Annotated in this window: 15 protein-coding genes; 8 read left to right on the top strand and 7 right to left on the bottom strand. The window is 61.8% G+C overall.

Translation table 11 applies throughout. The features are described 5' to 3' along the window. Positions 1 to 27: 27 nt before the first annotated feature. Positions 28 to 1332, bottom strand: coding sequence for a glycerate kinase type-2 family protein (locus ACZ5TH_RS15210; protein ID WP_464795143.1), 1305 nt, complete (start codon positions 1330 to 1332; stop codon positions 28 to 30). Positions 1333 to 1345: 13 nt separating this feature from the next. Then, on the bottom strand, positions 1346 to 3016 hold the full coding sequence (locus tag ACZ5TH_RS15205; RefSeq protein ID WP_464795142.1) for an L-lactate permease: 1671 nt from the start codon (positions 3014 to 3016) through the stop codon (positions 1346 to 1348). A gap of 108 nt (positions 3017 to 3124) precedes the next feature. Between ACZ5TH_RS15205 and ACZ5TH_RS15200 the strand changes: the two genes are divergently transcribed. Then, complete coding sequence (locus tag ACZ5TH_RS15200; RefSeq protein ID WP_464795141.1) at positions 3125 to 3409, top strand: hypothetical protein; 285 nt, start codon at positions 3125 to 3127, stop codon at positions 3407 to 3409. Next, positions 3357 to 5444, top strand: a complete 2088-nt coding sequence (locus ACZ5TH_RS15195) for a beta-galactosidase trimerization domain-containing protein (protein WP_464795140.1) — start codon at positions 3357 to 3359, stop codon at positions 5442 to 5444. The genes ACZ5TH_RS15200 and ACZ5TH_RS15195 overlap by 53 nt, the downstream gene beginning before the upstream one ends. 48 nt (positions 5445 to 5492) lie before the next feature. On the opposite strand, the gene ACZ5TH_RS15190 is transcribed toward ACZ5TH_RS15195, so the two are convergent. Next, positions 5493 to 6560 (bottom strand): TolB-like translocation protein, encoded by a 1068-nt coding sequence (locus ACZ5TH_RS15190; protein WP_464795139.1) that lies wholly within the window; start codon positions 6558 to 6560, stop codon positions 5493 to 5495. 190 nt (positions 6561 to 6750) lie between these two features. Between ACZ5TH_RS15190 and ACZ5TH_RS15185 the strand changes: the two genes are divergently transcribed. Then, entirely contained in the window at positions 6751 to 7422 is a 672-nt protein-coding gene (locus ACZ5TH_RS15185) for a FadR/GntR family transcriptional regulator (RefSeq protein ID WP_460989046.1), read from the top strand. Between the two features lie 16 nt (positions 7423 to 7438). Here the strand turns inward: ACZ5TH_RS15185 and ACZ5TH_RS15180 are convergent, their stop codons facing one another. From ACZ5TH_RS15180 to ACZ5TH_RS15165, 4 genes are all read right to left on the bottom strand, one after another. Continuing rightward, positions 7439 to 8725, bottom strand: coding sequence for a glycerate kinase type-2 family protein (locus ACZ5TH_RS15180; RefSeq protein ID WP_464795138.1), 1287 nt, complete (start codon positions 8723 to 8725; stop codon positions 7439 to 7441). A gap of 117 nt (positions 8726 to 8842) precedes the next feature. Beyond that, positions 8843 to 10075 carry an FG-GAP repeat domain-containing protein gene (locus tag ACZ5TH_RS15175; protein ID WP_464795137.1) on the bottom strand — a complete coding sequence of 411 codons (1233 nt, stop codon included), beginning with the start codon at positions 10073 to 10075 and terminating at the stop codon, positions 8843 to 8845. An 11-nt stretch (positions 10076 to 10086) separates the two neighbouring features. After that, positions 10087 to 11040: a sugar phosphate isomerase/epimerase family protein gene (locus ACZ5TH_RS15170; RefSeq protein ID WP_464795136.1), complete on the bottom strand. Its 954-nt coding sequence runs from the start codon at positions 11038 to 11040 to the stop codon at positions 10087 to 10089. A 28-nt stretch (positions 11041 to 11068) separates the two neighbouring features. Then, entirely contained in the window at positions 11069 to 12397 is a 1329-nt protein-coding gene (locus tag ACZ5TH_RS15165; RefSeq protein WP_464795135.1) for an MFS transporter, read from the bottom strand. A gap of 127 nt (positions 12398 to 12524) precedes the next feature. On the opposite strand from ACZ5TH_RS15165, the gene ACZ5TH_RS15160 reads away from it, so the two are divergent. The 5 genes from ACZ5TH_RS15160 to ACZ5TH_RS15140 all read left to right on the top strand — a co-directional run bounded on the left by ACZ5TH_RS15160 (position 12525) and on the right by ACZ5TH_RS15140 (position 19176). Further along, on the top strand, positions 12525 to 13022 hold the full coding sequence (locus ACZ5TH_RS15160) for an RpiB/LacA/LacB family sugar-phosphate isomerase (protein ID WP_464795134.1): 498 nt from the start codon (positions 12525 to 12527) through the stop codon (positions 13020 to 13022). Then, positions 13019 to 13960 (top strand): ribokinase, encoded by a 942-nt coding sequence (locus tag ACZ5TH_RS15155; protein WP_464795133.1) that lies wholly within the window; start codon positions 13019 to 13021, stop codon positions 13958 to 13960. Before ACZ5TH_RS15160 ends, ACZ5TH_RS15155 begins: the two co-directional genes overlap by 4 nt. A 25-nt stretch (positions 13961 to 13985) precedes the next feature. Further along, complete coding sequence (locus tag ACZ5TH_RS15150) at positions 13986 to 15149, top strand: hypothetical protein (RefSeq protein WP_464795132.1); 1164 nt, start codon at positions 13986 to 13988, stop codon at positions 15147 to 15149. 15 nt (positions 15150 to 15164) lie between these two features. After that, positions 15165 to 17672 carry a TonB-dependent receptor gene (locus ACZ5TH_RS15145; RefSeq protein ID WP_464795131.1) on the top strand — a complete coding sequence of 836 codons (2508 nt, stop codon included), beginning with the start codon at positions 15165 to 15167 and terminating at the stop codon, positions 17670 to 17672. A gap of 490 nt (positions 17673 to 18162) precedes the next feature. Next, positions 18163 to 19176 carry a helix-turn-helix domain-containing protein gene (locus ACZ5TH_RS15140; protein ID WP_464795130.1) on the top strand — a complete coding sequence of 338 codons (1014 nt, stop codon included), beginning with the start codon at positions 18163 to 18165 and terminating at the stop codon, positions 19174 to 19176. Positions 19177 to 19254: the final 78 nt, after the last annotated feature.

Raw genomic sequence — 19254 nt, 5'->3', positions numbered from 1 at the left:
CTTCCTCTCTTTTCAATTCGCGCCCGGTCAGAAGGCGAGGCCCAGCACCAGATCCATGACATTGGTGCCGGTGGGTCCGGTGCGGAACAGGTCGCCCGTCGCCTCGAACAAGCGATGACTGTCATTGCGCGCCAACATCTCCGCCGGGTCGATCCCCGCCGCCCGCGCCCGCTCGTGAAGCCCGCCATCGGCAAAAGCCCCCGCCGCATCGGTTGGCCCGTCGGTGCCATCGGTGCCAGCGGCAAGCAGGACGGCATTGTCCTGCCCGGCCAGCGCCATGGCGGCGACCAGGGCAAATTCCTGGTTACGTCCGCCCAGCCCGTCGCCCGTCACCTGAAGTGTGGTTTCCCCAGCCGACACCAGCAACATGGGGCGATCCTGCGACGGTACGACGCGCAGGGCAGCGGCCATCGCCAGCGCCGCGTCATGAGTGTTGCCCGCCATTGCCGTATCCATATCTCGCACGGCCACCCCCTCCCGCGCCGCAATGCGATGCACAGCATCCACCAGCGTGGCGCTGTCGGCCAGCAGCAATGTCTCGCGCCGTCCCACCGTTTGGGGCACCGGATGCACGCCCTTGGCAAGCGCACGCCGGATCGATGCGGGCACAGTATCTTGCAGCCCATATCGCGCGAGAATAGCGACCGGGTCCTCCTGTCCTTCCCCGCCCGCAAGAGTCGGCCCCGATCCGATCATGCAGAGGTCGCCACTCGGCACGTCGGATATCAGCAAGGTCAGCACCGATGCGGGGCCGATATGGTGCAGAAGCCCGCCGCCCTTCACCCGCGACAGGCGCTTGCGCACGGCGTTGATCTCCTCGATCGATGCTCCCGAACGCAGCAGCATTTCCGTTGTCGCCGCCTTCTCCTCTAGCGTAACGCCATCAACCGGAGCAACCATCAACGCGGACGCGCCGCCGGTCAGCAGCACGATCACACTGTCACGCTCGGTCAGCCCTTCGACCGTCCGCAGCATTTCGGCCGTGGCTTCCATCCCCTGCGCGTCAGGAATCGGATGCCCCGCCTGAAGCTGCCGGATGCGCGTGAGCAGCTCATCATGACCGTGCTTGACGATGATGCAGCCGTCCGAAATCCGGTCACCCAGCAGAGTTTCCAGCCCCTTCGCGAGCGACCCCACGGCCTTTCCAGCGCCGATCACGACGATGCGACCATCTGGAGCCAGTGGCCAGTCTATGGCTCTGCCCTGGTGGCATATGGACCAATGGCCACCCTCTGGAACGCCAAGCGCTTCGACCAGCCTTTCGCCGCGCACCGACAGCAGCGCCTCAAGATAGATGCTTTCCAGCAGAGCGCGGGCGGCGGCCGTCTGCATAACAGGCGCCATCTCAGGGAACAAGGAGAGTGAAGGGATAGACATAGGCTTGCAGCATCACGAACAGGCCAATCAGGGAACCCAGCACCAGGCTGTGAACGAAGACATGGCGCAATATGCGGCCTTCCTGACCGAACCACTGCGTCGCGGTGGAGGCGACGACGATGCTCTGCGCGTCGATCATCTTGCCCATGACCCCGCCCGCGCTGTTCGCACTCGCCATCAGCACGGGCGACAGGTTCAACTGTTCAGCGGTGATCTTCTGCAATCCGCCGAACAGGACATTGGACGCTGTGTCCGATCCGGTGACGGCGACGCCCAGCCACCCCAGCATGGTGCCGAAGAAAGGATAGAGAACTCCCGTCGCCGCGAAGGCGAGGCCCATGGACGCGTCTATGCCGCCATAACGGGTGAGATAGCCAAGCCCCAACATCGCCGCGATGGTGAGCAGCGATGGCAGCACCAGCTTCCACGTGCGCAGATAGACGCGACCGACCGTGCGCGCAGGCACTCGCAACAGCAGCGCGGAGGCAAGGGCGGCCACCAATATCGCCGTGCCCGTCGCCGACAACAGGTTGAGATTGTAGACCGCCTTTTCAAACTCCGGCGCGGTGACGACAGGGGGCAGGCGCTGGATCACCCCGTCCAGACCGGCAAAGGGCAGGCGCAGCGCGAAGATGGCGTCCAGCCCCTGCTTCATGAAGGGCAGGCCCCACAGGAAGACACACGCCGTCAGGATGATCCACGGCATCCAGGCACGCCGAACGGCAGCGGGATCGTGCAGGGGCCGCGCATGGGCGGCGTCCACGGTCGCGGCCACGTCCCGCTCGTCACCCGGCGCGAGCTTCGCTTCGTTGACATGCATGATCCGCGCGGGCTGCCATATCCGCAGGAAAGCGATAAGCGCCGTGATCGACGCAAGCGCCGCACCGATGGAGGTCAGCCAAGGGCCATGAAGGTTGGAGATGAGAAGCTGCACCAGCGCGAAGCTGGCACCAGCGACCAGCACGGCGGGCAATACTTCTAGCGTCCGCCGCCACCCGCAATAGGCGACCAGCAGCCAAAAGGGCACGATGATGGCGAACGGCGTCATCTGCCGTCCCACCATTGCCGACAGTTCGAGCAGCGGCAGGCCGGTCACCCCCGAAAGCGTAACGAGCGGCGTTCCTAGCGCGCCGAAGGCGACGGGCGCGGTATTGGCGATCAGTGACAGCCCCGACGCTTGCAACCGTGTAAAGCCAAGGCCGATCAGCATCGCGCCCGTGACCGCGACCGGCGTCCCGAACCCCGCAGCTCCTTCGAAGAAGGCACCGAAGCAGAAGGCGATCAGCAGCAGCTGCAACCGGCTGTCCGCGGTGATCGACGTGATCGCGCCGCGCAGGATGTGGAACTGCCCGGTCGTTTCCGTCAGCTGGTATAGGAAGATGATGTTGAGCACGATCCAGCCGATCGGCAGCAGCCCGTAGGCCGCCCCGAAACCGGCTGCGCGCACCGCCAGGCCCGGAGGCATGCCGAATGCCAGCACCGCGACTGCAAGGCCCGCCCCCAACCCCATCAGGGCGGCGATATGCGCCCGCACATGAAAAAGGCCGATCGCCCCCAACAGCACGACGACGGGGACGGCCGCGACCAGAGCCGACAGCAAGCCATTGCCGAAAGGGTCGTAATTTTGTGCCCAGATCATGGCGCCATCCCTGCCCATTTCCTATCACGGTCTATTTCAAATCATGCGGAATTTCCGTGGTATCGCCACTCGCCTCCGCTGTTAGCCGTTCGACCGTCGCTAAGGAGGATGACAGGCAAGAGATACCCGTCTTTCCGCGATGCGGAACAGACACTGTGGCGGGCGGCCTGCCGTTCCATATCGCGGAACGGCGTCGGCGGCATCATTGTCCATCCAGGCACGCCGGTGCAGACTGAACGTTCCAATCTGTCGATTCAGGAGCATGAGGAGGATGGACTTGAAAGCGAACGGCGGGATCTCGCGCCGCGACCTCGTACGCGTCTTGCCCACGGCAGCTATGATGAGCGCCATTCCCGGCCCGGGCTGGTCCGCCCTGAACATCGGCGGCTTTAACCGGCGCGAATGGTGGAAGCATGAATATCGCATAGTCCAGACCAACCTGCGCGAAATCGACGCCCTGGAGGATCCGCGAGAGATCGCCCGGCAAACCCGCGCCTTCGGTGCGAACATGATCGTGTCGAACATCGGCGGGATCGTTGCCTTCTATCCCACTGAGCTGCCGCTCCACTATCGCAACCCCTATCTGAAAAACGATTTCGCAGGCGAGATGGTCGCCGCCGCCCATGCCGAAGGGCTGGCCTATATCGGCCGCTTTGACCTGTCCAAGGCGATGAAGCCTGCCTATGACGCACATCCCGAATGGTTCATGCGCAACCGCGATGGCATTCCGCGTGAATATGCCGGGACCTACCAAGCCTGCCCCAATGGCGGTTGGGCGCAGGATTACAGCCTTCAGATATTGAAGGAAGGGGTCGAACGCCATGATGTGGACGGTATGTTCTTCAACATGACCGGCTTCGTCCGCACCGACTATTCCGATGTCGATCATGGCATTTGCGTATGCGACAATTGCAAGCGACGCTTCCGGGAATTGTACAAGCTGGACCTACCCAAAACCGAAGACGGCACCGATCCCAATTGGGATGCTTATCAGCAGTTTCAAACACGCGTCATGACAGAGCTTTCCGCAAAGGCACGCGCAGTCATCGAGGCGGCACGGCCCCATGTGCCTTTGATGGATTTTTTCGGCGGCGTCGTTGCGCGCGGAGAGGTGCAGCGCCGGGTGTCGCGCAAGGCGCCCGAATGGCCACACGCCATGGGCGAACAGACACGGGCGCTCATGGCGCTTGCGCCGGGCAAGGCCTTTTCCGCAACCTCCACTGCGCATATCGACTATCCTTGGCGGCAGGTGACGGAAAGCACCGAAAACCACATGCTGCGTTTCGCGCAGGCGCTTGGCACGGGCGCCAAGCTCGACCTTTATCTGATGGGAACGCTCAAAGATCAGGACGATCCTCGGTTTCTGCCTCCCGTCTCGCGCCTTTTCCACTGGCACGCCGCCAATGAACAGCATTATGCCGGGCTGACCCCGGCTGCCCGCGTCGCGATCTACAATATAGGATCAATCTTCCAGTCACCCGGCGCCGGGCTGGCGCGCTATGGCATCGGTGCGCAGCGCGGGGCCTATCAGGCGCTGGTCGATGCCCGCCTCCCCTTCTGGATGACTAACGGAATGCAGGTGCGCAACGCCACGCGCGACAAAGCCTATGACGTCATCATCCTGCCGCATATCATGACCTTGAGCGATGAGGATGCCGATGCGCTCGACGCCTTCGTCGAGGCCGGCGGCCTGCTCATCGCGACCGGCTATACCGGCGCACAGGGGCAAGGGGGAAAGCCGCGCTCCGGCTCGGCGATGAAGTCCAGCCCGGTGAGCAGCTTCGGTCAGCCGCGCGATGGCCATGGCTGGTCGCTCGACATGAGCAAGGCCGCCATCCCCATGGGACCCGGCCGCATGCCGATCGATGCGGACTTCTTCCCCGTCACAGCGCGCAGCGGCGCGTCGAGCCTGATCCCCTTCGCGCCCGATCAGCGTTTCGGCCCGCCCGAATTTTCCTATGCGCGACCGGGCGAAGCGGCGCGCGCCGACGCTGGCGCGCTGGTCATGGCCTATGGCAAGGGGCACCATGTGCACATCCCCTGGCTGCCCGACTGGCTTTATTATCGCGATGGGCTGGATGCACATCGGGTGCTGTTTGAAAGCCTGATCGCCCGCTATGCACCGCCACCGCCATTGGTGCTGGAAGGGCCGGGACCGATGGAGATGATGGCGATGCAGCAGCTCGCGACGGGCAAGATGCTGGTGCATGTCATCAACTATTCGGGCCAGCGCAACACCCATTATGGCGATCCCGTCATCGCCCACGGCCTGAAGCTGGGCGTGCGCGGATCAGTGGGCAGCACGGCGCAAATGCTGGTGGCGGGAAAATCGGTAAAGGGTAAGCGACGGAATGGAGATGGCGACGATCTGTGGTTCGATCTGCCGCCGATCGATACGTTCGAAGCGGTGCAGTTGACGCTTGCTTGATTGCGGGGTTGGGGAGGCAACTCTCAGTTCCTCCCCAACCCGCTACGATCAAAAGTCCGGCGCCAGGTCCATCAATACGATGCCCTGCCCCACGCCCGCGTCGATCACGTCCGCAGATCCCACTTGGGCAGCGATCATCCGGCCATCGGGCCGCACGACCGGATTGCCATATTTCCATCCGCCATATTGCACGATGTTCGTCATGCGCGTGTAGCGCGGCTTTTTTGGATCGAGATCAAGGACGCACAGGTCCATGCCTTTAGCGCGGTCCTGTGCGCATTCCACCAATGTCCGCTTGCCATCCGGGAAGATGCCTTCGACCTCGCTATAAAGGGTGGACGGCGTCGGATATTCGGTGATCTTTTTGGTCGCGAAATCTACGGACAACACCTTTGTCTCCACGCCCGTCGGCCCCTTGCCAAAACCATAGCAGGGCATGACCAGCCCCTTATCGCCCGGCAGGAAGTCTTGCGCTTCGACGAAGCATTCGGTCGTTGTCACGATTTCCCGTACATCTTCCAACTTCGCTGATTGCGCGTTAACGGCAACGCGCCCCGTATAAATGGTGGTCGATGCTGGTTTGCCACCTGCTGCAGGCTTTACCTGGCTCCAGGCGATCATGTTGCTGCGTGGGCTGAGCGCTATCCCTTCGAACACCGTGATGCCCAGTGGCACTGGTGCGCGCATCGCCTGCGGGTCCATCCAGAATAGTTCGATGCGGCCGTGGCGCGTCTCTTCCCTTGTCTTTCCCAATATACGGGGGCCGAGCAGCGCGTAGCTGCCATCAGCAAGATAATGCACCCGCAAATAACCTTCGCTCGGTGCATGGCCTGTCAAGTTGCGGGTACGCCCCGTCGCCATGTCATATTCGAAAGCGTCACCGTAGGATTTGCCAATGAAAGCCAGCTTGTCGCCCTTGGGTGAAAAGACCGGCCGCTCTCCGAAGGCTGAAATCAGCCGCTGTCCGGAGGGCATGTCCTGGATTGGATTGCCGGGCTTGTTCCCCAGGGGCATCGCAGCAGGAACGGCCTCGCCCCGCGTAAAGGTCTGCGCGGGAAGCGCAGACAGGGGCAGCACCGCGAGCATGACGGATAACGAGAGATATTTTGCCTTCATCGATCTGTCTCCTTGTCCCTGCGCAAGCAACGTGATGGCCGTAATAAGTCAAGCAGGGCCTGTTGCCGTTTCACCATGTGGACAGCCAGACTAACCACTGGTCAGCAGCGCTTGCGGGCGATAAAGCCGCACGATGACCATAGAGTGCGCCACTCTAGCCTCAGAGCCAGAAAGTTCCGGATATCGCCGGGTGCTTGCCCATTTGCGCGATCTGCTGGTGAATGGCGGCGTCCAGACCGGCCACCGTCTGCCGGGCGAACGGGAACTCGCGCTCAGCCTAGGGGTAAGCCGCCCGGCCGTGCGCGAAGCCGTACGGGCGATGGAGATGATCGGCGTGCTGGAAACACGCCACGGCCGCGCCAGCACCGTGCGCGTTCCCGATGCATCGGTGCTGGGCGAATTCTTCTCGCTCGCTCTGGCGCAACAACCGGCAATCATCGACGATATTGTCGAGGTGCGGATCGCGTTGGAGCGGCAGGCGCTACGGCTGGCCTGCGCCCGCGCCACGGAAGAAGATCGCCAGAACCTTGAACAGGCGCTGGAGGATATAGAAGCGACGATCGGCGATGTCGCCAAAGGTGGTCATGCCGACCTCAATTTCCATACGCAGCTGGTCGCGGCTGCGCACTCACCTGCGCTATCTACCGTCTACGGCACGATTACGCACCTGCTGGAACGATCCCATGTCGAACGGCGCCAACGCATTGCGGACAGCCCGATGGCGCGGGAATATCTGGTCGATCATCACCGCCGCATCTATGAAGCTGTCCGCGCGGGCGACGCTCTGATGGCGGACGACTTGATCCTCAGCCATTTCGCCATCGGCGCGGCCTGGAAAATTCATGGGGCTCCCGCCGACTGACGTTCCGCATGTGGGCTCACCCGTCGATCAGGATAGCGCGAAAATCATTGACGTTGGTGCGCGTCGGCCCGGTAAACACCAGATCTCCCAACGCACTGAAGAATCCGAAGCTGTTATTTTCGCGCAGCATCCCGCTGGCCGACATGCCCGCGGCACGAGCCCGCGCCAAAGTGCTTTCATCGACGATGGCCCCCGCATGGCCGCCCACGCCATCGATGCCATCGGTATCGCACGCCAGCGCCGATATGCCCGGCGCGGCGTCCAGCGACATGGCGAGGCTCAGCATATATTCGCTGTTGCGCCCGCCGCTGCCTGACGGATTACCGACCAGCACGGTAGTTTCGCCACCAGACAGCAGCGCCCAGCGTCCGCCCTTCCGCTGATGATGCAGGGCGAGCGCAGCGTGGACGATGCCGAGTTCGGTCGCGTCCCCTTCCAGATCGTCACCCAAATAGACGGGCTTGTATCCCGCCGCCCTGGCGACTTCCCCTGCGGCTTCCAGCGCCATGCGGTTGCGCGCGACGATCCGCGTATCGGCCCGCGCGAGTTCGGGCGACCCCGGACGCGGCGTGGCGTGGCGGTCGTCGCTCAACACTGCCATCACATTGTCTGGAACGGTGATGCGATAGCGTTCGATCACCCGCCGCGCGTCTGCCAGTGTCGTCCGGTCGGCAACGGTGGGACCTGAAGCGATCAGGGCCGGATCGTCGCCCGGCACGTCGGAAAAGGCCAATGTGACGACCTCCGCGGGATGCGCCAGCGCAGCCAGACGCCCGCCCTTGACCTGCGACAGATGCGTGCGCACGCAGTTTATCTGCGATATGGTAGCGCCGCAAAACAGCAGCTCGCGCGTCACGCGGCGCTTATCATCCAGCGACACGCCATCGACCGGCAAAGCCAACAACGCAGAGCCACCGCCAGAGATCAGCGCCAGCAATTGATCCTCTTCGCCAAGGTCTCGCACGGCTTCCTGGATCATCTGCGCCGCGCGCTGACCATGCTCGTCGGGCAAGGGGTGCCCGGCCTCGATCACGAGGGCGTCGGCGGGGAAGGTTCCTGGCGGCAGGCCGTGGCCGTAGGGCGTAAGGATGATCGCTTGCGTCCCCTGTGGAGAGTGGCGAAGCGCGACATCCGCCATCGCCGCGCCCGCCTTGCCCACGGCAAGCACCAGCCGCCGTCCTTTCGGCGGGGATGGCATATGCGAAGGCAGGCATCGCTCCGCAGATACTGCGGACAGCGCGACGTCGAACATCTCCCGCGCCAGCGCGATCCGCGCCTCTTTCATCTCCCCGTCGTCCGCCAAAACCTGTTCCCTCGCCGCCGTTCTGCACTGGACTTACAAATCGGCAATGAAAGCTGCAATTTACAACTTACACGGAAACTGCAATTCCGTCTGGCGGAACAGGAAGGCGGCCACCCCTTATTTGCGCTTGCCCAGCAGCAGGCGCGCCTGCGTGCCCCAGCTGCCAACGAACAAGTCCTCCACGCCGTCTCCGTTGACGTCGCCTTTAGCCATGCTCCAACTGCGCGCGACGGTCGCGGCAGGCATGACCGAAGCCGTCACGTCGGTGAAGCGGCCCTTCCCGTCATTGGCATAGGCGCGCAACTGCAACGGCTTGAACCCCGGCACGTCGATCGCGCCAACGATCAGGTCGGGATGGCCGTCATGATTGAAATCCATCACCATCCCGCCCCAGCTGGAAAAGCGGTTGGCAGGCAGGCGCGTCTTGGTTTCGTCACGGAACTTGCCCCGCCCCTTGTTGATCAGCAACCGCGCCTGCGGATCCTTGTCCCACTTTTTGTTGTTGCTGGTCAGGTTCAGGAACAGAATGTCCGGACGCTTGTCGCCATTGGCGTCGAACACATGCACTTCGCGCGTTTCCAGCGGGGTGAGAAGCTGAAGCGCCTTGGGCGCCTCGCGAAAATGCCCCTTGCCATCGTTCATCAGCACGCGGTTGGGCGGGCTTTCGTTCGCGACCACCATGTCGAGGTCGCCGTCACCGTCCAGGTCGGCCAGCGCGATGTCCTGCGTATCGTCTTCATAAGCGGGCAGGTTCGTCGCCGTCGCATCAATGAAAGTGCCGGGCTGTTTGGGGTCGTTCAGCCACAGGAAGTTTTGCCCCGACGCGCGCGGCTTGTTCCAGCGCTCCTCCCCCGAATTGCCGATCACGATATCCGGCAGGCCGTCACCATTGACATCGCCCACCGCAAGACCATTGCCCTCGCTCATTTTCGGCAGCCGATCCGACGCGTCGGTAAATTCGCCCCCCGGTCCGCCTAAAAACAGCTGGTGCGCATGGTCCTCTTCCGCGACGAAGATCAGGTCGGGACAGCCATCACGGTTGAAGTCGGCGGACAGCACATGTTCCGTATCATGCGCCTTGGTGCCGAGCGCGCCCTGCTTCCAGGTGAAGTGGCCCTGCCCATCATTGATGTAGAGCCGGTTCGCACCCATTTCGACCGCGATCGCCGCGTCCAGATCGCCATCGCCATCCACGTCCACCAGCGCGACGTCCAGCGCGTGGAGATATTTGGAAACGGGCACATGGGTGTCAGTCACATCGTCGAACAGCAGGGCTGACCCCGCATCATCCTGCGCCTGTCCCGGCACGGCTCCGGCGATCAATGAGGCGAAGATTGCCGTGCGGGTCATCAGGCGGCAGTTCATCGTGCAGTCTCCAGTGTGCGAAGGTAGGCAAGGCTCTTCTTCAGCGAGTCGATGCGCGCGCCGGAGAATGGGGGCTCCTGCTCGACAAAGAAGTTGCGCACGCCCGCAGTCTGCGCTGCCTTCAGGATGGCGGGCCAATCCATCGTGCCCGATCCCACCTCCGTCGGCTTCTGTTGCATATGATAATTAACCTCGGTTCCCGCCGCGATGTCCTTCACATGCATTTGGGTGAAGCGCCCGCGATAGCGCTTGAGCCAGGCGACCGGGTCCTGCCCGCCCGCCGCCAGCCAGCCCGCATCCATTTCGAAATCAACGATGCGCGGGTCGGTCTTTTCCAGCAGGATCTGAAGGCCGGTCTTGTCGCCCAGCGGGGCCAGCTCTCCATTATGATTGTGATAGCCGATGCGGATGCCATGCTTCTTGAGGAAGGAACCCTTTTCATTGAGGAAGTCGGCCATGCGTTCATAACGCTCGGCTGGCACCGGCGGGCCGCCCGGCTTCATCAGCGACATGAAGGACACCGGCGGACCCCATTTCGGGTCCTTGGGGAACTGGAACAGCGGCAGCACGGCATTGCGTGATCCCAATATGTTCAGATCCTCGACCAGCTTGTCCAGATTGTCGAAATTCAGCCCGCTCGCGCCGGGCACCGACGATGAAGCAGCGACATGGGCGCTGCGGCATTTCAAACCTGACTTGTCCAGGGCGGCGCGGAATTGTGTCGGCGTATTACGGTGCAGCGAGGCAAGCTCCACCGATCGCACACCTGCCGCCGCGATCGCGGCGAGCGTACTGTCAAGGTCACGATACAGGTCGGGTTCGAACATATAGAGCTGCACGCCCGGACCATCTTCCCCCAGCAGGGGAGCAGATTTCCGTCGCGCAGCCGCAGGAACACCGGCTGCGAGCATCAGGAGAGCAGAGGATTTGAGCAGGTCGCGACGGTTCATTGGCAATCTCTTTCGGCTTTTCGAAGTTTCAGGCGAGCGCGGCCTGGCGGCTCGCCTCTCGCAGGGATGTTTCAGGGTAGCGCATCATGCACAGGACTACGCCCAGCGAAAAGAGCGCTGGCACAATGCCGATCAAGCTCCGCAGCGGCAGGGCGTTGCGCGGGTCACTGGCATGGGCGGGATCGAAGCCGAGCCAGGCGAGCAACAGGAAGGCTAGACCCACCGCCAGCCCCAACGCCAGCTTCATCGATCCATTGAGCGTCGCATAGAGCAGCCCCGTGCGATCGACGCCGAAGCGCGCGCGAGTAGCGTCGGCGACATCGGCCATCAACGCACGGGGCAGGAACCAGGCGATCGGGATGCACAGGCCAAGCGCCGCGACATTGGCCGCCGTCAGCCAGAAGGAATTGGCGGGCTGCACCGCCATTCCCAATTGCAGCAACGCCTGAATGAACGCGCCCGCCTGTAACGCCCGCGCCTTGCCGATCCGCCCGGCCAGCTTGGCGAACAATGGCGTCCCGGCAAAGGCGGCGGCATAGGCAATGAGGATCAGGGTACTCGCCACTGCCCGGTCGAAACCAAGCTGCCCCATGTAGAAGAACAACGCCACCGCATTGGCGACGCCCGTGGACAAGGCGATCAGCAGGTCGGCCAGCACCAGTCGAACGACCGGCCCTTGCGAGAACAGCGCGATATAATCCCGCACGGCGAGCGCCGCCTGAGCACCTGCCGCAGGTGGCTTTTCCGGTGTGGTCCGCAGCGCCAACAGGATCGCGCCGGGGATCAAAACAATCATTACCCAACCGGCTGCATGCATCCCTACCGCCGGATCGCCGGGATAGGCACTGGCGACCACCGGCAATATGGCGAGGATCGAAAACTGCCCTGCCGTCGCGAATACCTGCCACCAGGCAAAAATGCGCGTCCGCTCCGCCGATCCTGTGGACAGGGTCGCCGTCCAGGCCAGATGCGACAGCACGATCATCGAAAAGCCGATGAAGGCGATGAACAGCCACGCCCAAAGATAAGCCATGCCGACCCCTCGCTCCGCCTGAAACAGGGCGTAAGTCGACAGCATGAGAATTGGCGCGCTCGCCGCCAGCCAAGGACGGTAGCGCCCCCAGCGCGATCGCGTCGCGTCCATCATTCCGCCGAGCAGCGGATCGATCATCAGGTCCAACACCCGCACCGTCATGAAGGCGGCGCCCACCGCCCCGACCGGCAGAGCCAGCGCATTGGCGTAGAATTCGGGCAGGAACACCGTGACCAGCGTCGCATAAGCCTGGATCGCGAGCGCGGTGACGCAAAAGGCTGCCAGCCTTCCACGCCCCATCGCATCCTCCCTGCCACGCGTCATTCGGTCCTCCCCCTTGATCGGATTCCAAACTGGTAATACCACAGTGCAATCAAAGCGCCAGTGGGCAGGTTCGATTCTGTCGGTGAAATGCTGCGAAAGCGGCACTGGCGGGGAATTCGGGGGATCGATGCGCAAGCCAGAAACATTGTCGGGGGACGAACAGCATATACCTTTCCGGGACGTCATCGGCTTTGCCAACGACCATGCCGGTTTCCCGCTGCGCCCGCCAGTGCTGGACCTGCTAGGCCGCCACAGCGGCCGCATCATCGACGTCGGCGCGCAGTCGGAAGAGCCAGTGGACTTTCCCGACATTACCCGCCGGGCGGTACAAACCATCCTGGCTGGGGAGACCGATCGCGTCATCCTGCTGTGCGGCACGGGCGCTGGGGCATGCATCGCCGCTAACAAGGTTCGCGGCATCCGCGCCGCTGTCGCGCACGACACCTATGTCGCGCGGCAGGCGGTGGTGCATGACGACGTCAATGTATTGTGCATCGGCGCGTGGATCACCGGCCCGCAGATAGCCCTCGACATCGTTCGCCATTTCCTGGCCGCGCAGTTCAGCGACGAAGAACATTTCCGCCGTCGCGTTGCCAAGCTTGCATTGCTGGAGCAAGGCGGATGACGACGGCGCGCGCGGGCAAGGTCGTGGTGCTGGGCAGCATCAATCTCGACCTTCTGGTCACCGCTCCGCGTCTGCCCTGCGCGGGTGAAACCGTGTCAGGGAAAAATCTGACGCGCCAGCTGGGCGGCAAAGGGGCGAACCAGGCCGTCGGCGCAGCGCGTGCGGGTGCGCATTGCATCCTGTTGGGCGCGGTCGGGGCGGACGAGGACGGCGCGCAGATGGTCGCGGCGCTTGCCGATCATGGCATCGATGTGAGCCGGGTGCGCACCACTTCCTCCCCCACCGGTTGCGCGCTGGTGGCGACATCGCCGCAGGACAATCAGATCATTCATGTCGCCGGGGCAAATGCGGATGTCGATGCCACCTTCGCCGAGATTGATCTTGGCCCGGATGATGTCTGCCTCGCCCAGATGGAAACGCCCGTTCCCGCTACTTTAGCGCTGTTTCAGTATGCTCGCGCCACTGGAGCCAGCACCATCCTCAACGCTGCGCCCGCATCAACCGCTGCGCGCCAGCTGCTGCCGCTCTGCGATCTGCTGATTGTCAATGAAAGCGAGTTGGCCTTGCTGACGGGTGCTGAGGGCGTCCCTAGGCTGGACAACGCAGGATTGCTGTCGAGCAAGACCATGCTTGGCCTGGACCATGGCCAAACCCTGTTGGTGACATTGGGCGCGGATGGCGTGGCGATCGTTGCGGCCAGCGGCGTCCAGCGCATAGCGGGATGGCCCACGGCTGTGGTCGACACAACTGGAGCAGGCGACTGCTTCTGTGGCTATCTCGCCGCTGGCCTCGCGCGGGGCGATCGCATCGAACATGCCGCGGCGGAGGCCAACATGGCGGCGTCTATCGCCGTTCAGTCACTCGGCGCGGCGGCCTCCATCCCGGATCGCATCGCCGTGCTGCATGGTCTGGATACGGCCATTGCACACACCAGCTAGAATATTGAACTCAAGGAGCCTGAACGTGACGAACCTTATCAAGCGCAGGAAGTCCAGCATTGCTGCTCAACTTCTGAGCGCGGCGCTGTTGACCGCTGTCCTGCCGCTGACGGCAGCGCCTGCCGCCACGGCCAAGGATACGAAAATCGACTATCTGACTGCCCCCTTCCATCAGGAACGCCTCCTGGACTGGGGCAACCGGCCCAACTGGTCGCCCGATGGCCGTCGCATTGCCTTCACCAAAGACGATCTGGTCGACAGCCCGGCGTATGAAATCGACGTACGCACGAAAAAAGTGCGTTGCCTCACCTGTAAATTCGGTGAAACGCAGTTCGTCACCCGCATATTTTATCTGCCCGACAACAGCTTCCTGATCGAAGCGGCGCCGGGCATGAAGGGGGGCAGCGGCGGCGCGGCCGATGCCACCCGGACCCAGCTGTTCTGGATGTCGAAGTCGCTGGCCCGTCCGGTTTCGCTCAACAGTGGGGCGATGGGCGACATCGCCATAGCGCGTGAACCCAACGCCGATGGATCGATCAACCTATCCTGGTCGCGTCCTTCGGCGACTGGCCTGGACCTGACCGTGGCCCGGCTGGTTCGTGACGGCAGGACCGCGCGGCTTGCCGACATGCAGGCCGCCTATAGCTACCGCCCCGGCCAGCCCGGCCCGGCAAGCTTCCCCGAGGCCTATGACTTCATCGATGGCGGGCGCAGCGTCATGTTCTGGACCACCGAAATGGCGGCGCTGGACAGCGAAATGTATAAGGTCAACATCGCGACCAAGGCGGTGAGCAAGGTCTATGCCACTCCTTCCCATAACGAAACCCACGTATTTCCCGACGAACGCTATGGCCTGGAGGAAGCGAATATTCATTCCGATCCGGATGGCCCCTATCGCGGAATAAGCGGGCATATCAGGCCGGGCGTCGAGCAGATTTTGCGCTTCAAGGGCGAAAGCCGTGCAGCGGAGATCGCCGCGGCGAATTCCGGCAAGGGCTTCGATATCTTCGTCATCACCATGGATGGCAAATCACGCCGGGCGCTGACCAACATCAGCCCGTCCGGCGCGCAGGCGCATCAATCGACGGTGTCCCCCGACGGCCGCCGCATTGCCTTCGCGATCAAGGACCCCTCCGGAAAGTCGGGCCATCAGGCGGGACTCTATATCGGAACGTTCGGCAAGAACTGAAGATGATTAGAATTCGTGATTCCGTTCCACATGGTGGAATGGCCACTTCTGGGGATGTTCTCGCTCTTATATAACCCTGAATCGCTCAATGTCCGAACAAAAGGTTTCGGGGTTAAAATGGAGGGGACTATGAAGAGATCAAGAGGTCGTCATCTTATACAGCTGTTGAGTTGCGCTTGCGGGCTGGCCATTGCCAGCGGCGCCGCTGCGCAGCAAGCTGAGCAAGGCGCTGCCGAACCAAGTGCTGCCGAGATCATCGTCACAGCGACACGTCGTAGCGAGACGTTACAGCAAACGCCGTTGGCAGTAGACGTCGTATCAGGACAGCAAGTTGCCAAGCTCAATCTGTTCGACGTCAAGGAAATTCAGAACATCGTCCCGGGCCTTACGCTCGAAAATGGCGATGGCCGCAGCAACATCGCAACCTTACGCGGCATCTCGTTCAATCCCGATAGTGGGTCGAGCGACGCGGTTCAGGTCTATTTCAATGAGATCGACGTCGATCCCAACACTTTCTTCAGCGCAATCTATGATCTCGGCCAGATCCAGGTTCTTCGTGGTCCTCAGGGCTTGTTCCGTGGCAAGGTTTCCCCCGCAGGCTCGATCGTCATCGGCTCTGCCCGTCCAGACCTGAGCAAGCCAACCGGTTATGCACAGGTCGCAGCCAGCGATCTGCACGCTAGCAACTTCCAGGGCGCGGCATCCGTTCCGATCATTCAGGACAGCCTGGCCGTCCGGGGCGCATTGCTTTATGATCGCAACCGTGCCGGTCAGGTGAAGAATGTCGATGGGCGCAAGTCATATAACGAAACGATGAGCGGTCGCATTTCGCTCGCTTGGGAGCCGTCGTCCGACTTCCGCGCGGACCTTGTCTACCAGTATCTCTGGACCGACACGCGGCCGTTCCGCGCGGTATTCGGCCCGGGCAACCAGCCCAGCCCGAACAGCTTCTTTCCGCTGCGCAGCGGTCCCGCGATCAGCCTTAACGATCGCCTGGCGGTAAGCGAAGGCGCACTGCGGTTCACCAATGAAACGCATCTTGTCACCCTCAACACCAATTATAATTTTGGCTGGGCCGAACTGGTATTCAATGGAGGATATCAGAAGACGCGGCTGGAACAGCAACGCGATCAGGACGAAGGCAATGCGGTTCCCGGTTATCAGCTGAACCAGCATGTACACACGCCTTACGATCTATGGACGACGGAGCTTCGCCTCCAGTCACCTAGCGGCTCTCGGCTGAATTGGGCAATTGCCGCGAACTATGATTATTCAAAGTTCAACGACGTCCGCGTAAATCAAAGCAACGACGTCTTCTTTACCGATCCGTTCGGGACGATCTTCCCCGGAATGACCGGTCCGGGCGCGGTACCTCCGCAGATTTACACAGTCCCCGTCGATGTCGCGGTCACTCTACCAATTCTCAGCAAATCCTACGCTGTATCGGGCTTGATCGGTTATGAAGTGGTAGATGGACTGACAATCACTGGCGGTCTACGTCAAACTTGGGGAAAGACGACCCGGACGCAGACCACAACTCTTGTAATTGGAGGAGGGACTCCCTCATCGTCCGTAACGCCTAGCGTGGTTAAACCCAGCGCCCTCACCGGCGGCGCGGCGATAAGTTGGACAGTCAATCCTGACCTAAACCTCTACGCCAATTATGGCCGATCATTTCGCCCCGGCGTTGCAGCGACAGGCGTGACTACAACTCTTGATCCGCAATATCTGCAAACCCCCGATGAAACTTCGGACGGCTTCGAAATTGGCCTCAAGTCGAGCCTGTTCGACCGAAAGGTGACGTTGAACATCGCAGCCTTCTACCAGACTTTCAAAAATTATGTGGATTTTGCACCCGGCCTTACGACCAATTCGACGCGTGCGCCCGGACAAACGGATACAGCGACAGCGCCTCTACCGACCTTTGGTGACGCCATCAGCAAAGGCGTCGAAGTTCAGCTTGGTTTCCAGCCCTCGCAATGGGTCGATCTCAACGTGAACGCCACCTACGCTGATGCGCATTACGATAACGCTAAACTTTATTGTAATGACTTCAATGGTGATGGCATACCGGATTCGAGTGGCACGCCCAGCGTACCAGCAGGTCAGCAAGTCGCCACCTGCACCCGCAATGATCGTATCGCTGACGTTCCGAAGCTCAGCCTGTCGAGCAATGGCGAAGTCCGGTTCGGTATGGGCTCACTAACACCGTTCATTCGCGGGCTGCTGTCCTATCGTCCAGGATTCAAGTCAGAAAACAGCAACTACACCTATCGCGACTTCACCAAGATCGATTTGTTCGTCGGTCTTCGCGGCGAAGATCGCTGGGAGCTAAACCTGTTCGTGAAGAACCTGCTCAATCAGACCCGAGCACAACGCGTGTCGCAAGGAAACTTCCAGGTCGGAACGCGCGCGCTGCCCGGTTTCGAAACCCTTGGCACCATCCCGTTCGACTCCGGTTATCGCGTGGCGAACATCACGGCGCCGCGCGAATTTGGTGCGACATTGCGCTTCAACTGGTGATCGACTGGCCGGGGGATTGCTTAAGGCGATCCCCCGGTCGCGACTGCCTACGTCTCCCCCAAACTCAGGGTTCAGCGACGCCGCGCTGAACCTTTTTTGTTTAAGACCTCCCACGCAACATTTGCGAATTCACGCATTGAAGTGCGCCGATGATCTTTCGGGTTGAGCGCTCGGAAAGGCGGTTGGTCAGTCGTCTGCCACCGCGCGCAGTAGCGCCCGGAATCTATCCGGGCGCTACGCCCCCTTTAAAGCACGGCTCATCTTCACACCGAATCCGGTGGGTAGATCAAATATTTCGCTGTCCAATTCCATGATGTGGAACAGGCACGACCATGCCCCTCATTGACTCCCTTACATCGTTAGATTTTCTTGGCGGCGAGAAGAGAGGATGATGGACAAGATCGTGGTGAACGCAGCCGCGCCCCGAGGAGGATGCGATCAAGATCGTGGTCCGCTTTCCAGCGACATCGGGCAGCCAGGCCATCACATCGTGGCGCGCCTTCTTCGCCTTATCGCACGACGCGGGGGAAATGCGGTCGGCGTCTTGAGGGTCAACGGGTTTGACGAGCCGCTCGACCGGTTTCTGATCGCCACCCTCCCGTCTCTGGACATCGCCAGTCTGCAAAAGCTTTCGTCCCGTGCCAGCGTGGAACTGTCCGATATGCAGGCCTACGCCACCGGACGGCTCCCTTTTCGTGGCGGCGACTGGCGCCTGCTTTTCTACTGCCTGGTCGGCAGCCGCACCCTGCGCGAAGCCATCATGCGGACGGAGGAACTGCTGCTGGCGATCGACGGGGGCATGGGCAACATGACGTTGAAGCGGACAAGCGGACAGGCCTGCCTGTCATATACGGGTGCGCGCAGCGATGATGAAGAAATGGACTTCATCGTCATTCTGCACGGCCAACTGATGTTCCACTCCATTTTCAGCTGGCTTATCGGCAAGCCGTTGGAAGGCGCACTGGCTCTCGATTTCCCCGAATTCGCCCGACGGCATCTGGACGGCCAACTGCTGCCGTTCGATCTGCTGCTGGACGCAGACCAGCTGGAAATGCGCTTTGCTGCAGCCCTCCTCGATCAGCCGGTCATCCGCACCATGGCCGATTGCGAAGCGCTGCCGACGCTCAATTTCCTGTTCGGGTTGCGGTCGGGTGAGGATCCGCTGGAAATCGTCCGCCGTTCGCGTCACTTTATGGCGATGGCATTGCGGGAAAGGCGCAAGCTCCCCTCACTCGAAGAACTGGCCCGACACCTGACCGTGGGGGCGATGACGCTGCGGCGCAGGCTGCATAGCGCTGGCACCTCCTTCCGTGCGATCCGGGACGAACTGCGCCATGAAATGGCCATCGACATGCTGACCAACAGCCGCTTGTCGATAGAGGACATAGCCGAACGGCTCGACCTTTGCGATTCCAACGCGCTGCGTCGTGCCTGTCGCGGATGGACCGGCATGGCCCCAACCGAATTCCGCCGCAAATTGCTTCAGCTATCAGATGGCGGGTGAGGCTGCTTTCACGCTCCAAGCGGCGGACTCCCGCGCTTCGTGAAGATCTTCCAAATTGGGCAGACGCTATTGCAATCA

Source organism: Sphingobium sp. TomTYG73 (genome assembly GCF_055394245.1).
The sequence above is the reverse complement of the archived record's forward strand: the minus strand, read 5'-3'. Positions and strand labels throughout refer to the sequence as shown.

Excerpts from the sequence above, each read along its gene's own strand:
- ACZ5TH_RS15210 (WP_464795143.1), bottom strand. The coding sequence starts at position 1,332 with ATGCAGACGGCCGCCGCCCGCGCTCTGCTGGAAAGCATCTATCTTGAG.
- ACZ5TH_RS15205 (WP_464795142.1), bottom strand. The coding sequence starts at position 3,016 with ATGATCTGGGCACAAAATTACGACCCTTTCGGCAATGGCTTGCTGTCG.
- ACZ5TH_RS15200 (WP_464795141.1), top strand. The coding sequence starts at position 3,125 with ATGACAGGCAAGAGATACCCGTCTTTCCGCGATGCGGAACAGACACTG.
- ACZ5TH_RS15195 (WP_464795140.1), top strand. The coding sequence starts at position 3,357 with ATGAGCGCCATTCCCGGCCCGGGCTGGTCCGCCCTGAACATCGGCGGC.
- ACZ5TH_RS15190 (WP_464795139.1), bottom strand. The coding sequence starts at position 6,560 with ATGAAGGCAAAATATCTCTCGTTATCCGTCATGCTCGCGGTGCTGCCC.
- ACZ5TH_RS15175 (WP_464795137.1), bottom strand. The coding sequence starts at position 10,075 with ATGACCCGCACGGCAATCTTCGCCTCATTGATCGCCGGAGCCGTGCCG.
- ACZ5TH_RS15170 (WP_464795136.1), bottom strand. The coding sequence starts at position 11,040 with ATGAACCGTCGCGACCTGCTCAAATCCTCTGCTCTCCTGATGCTCGCA.
- ACZ5TH_RS15165 (WP_464795135.1), bottom strand. The coding sequence starts at position 12,397 with ATGACGCGTGGCAGGGAGGATGCGATGGGGCGTGGAAGGCTGGCAGCC.
- ACZ5TH_RS15160 (WP_464795134.1), top strand. The coding sequence starts at position 12,525 with ATGCGCAAGCCAGAAACATTGTCGGGGGACGAACAGCATATACCTTTC.
- ACZ5TH_RS15155 (WP_464795133.1), top strand. The coding sequence starts at position 13,019 with ATGACGACGGCGCGCGCGGGCAAGGTCGTGGTGCTGGGCAGCATCAAT.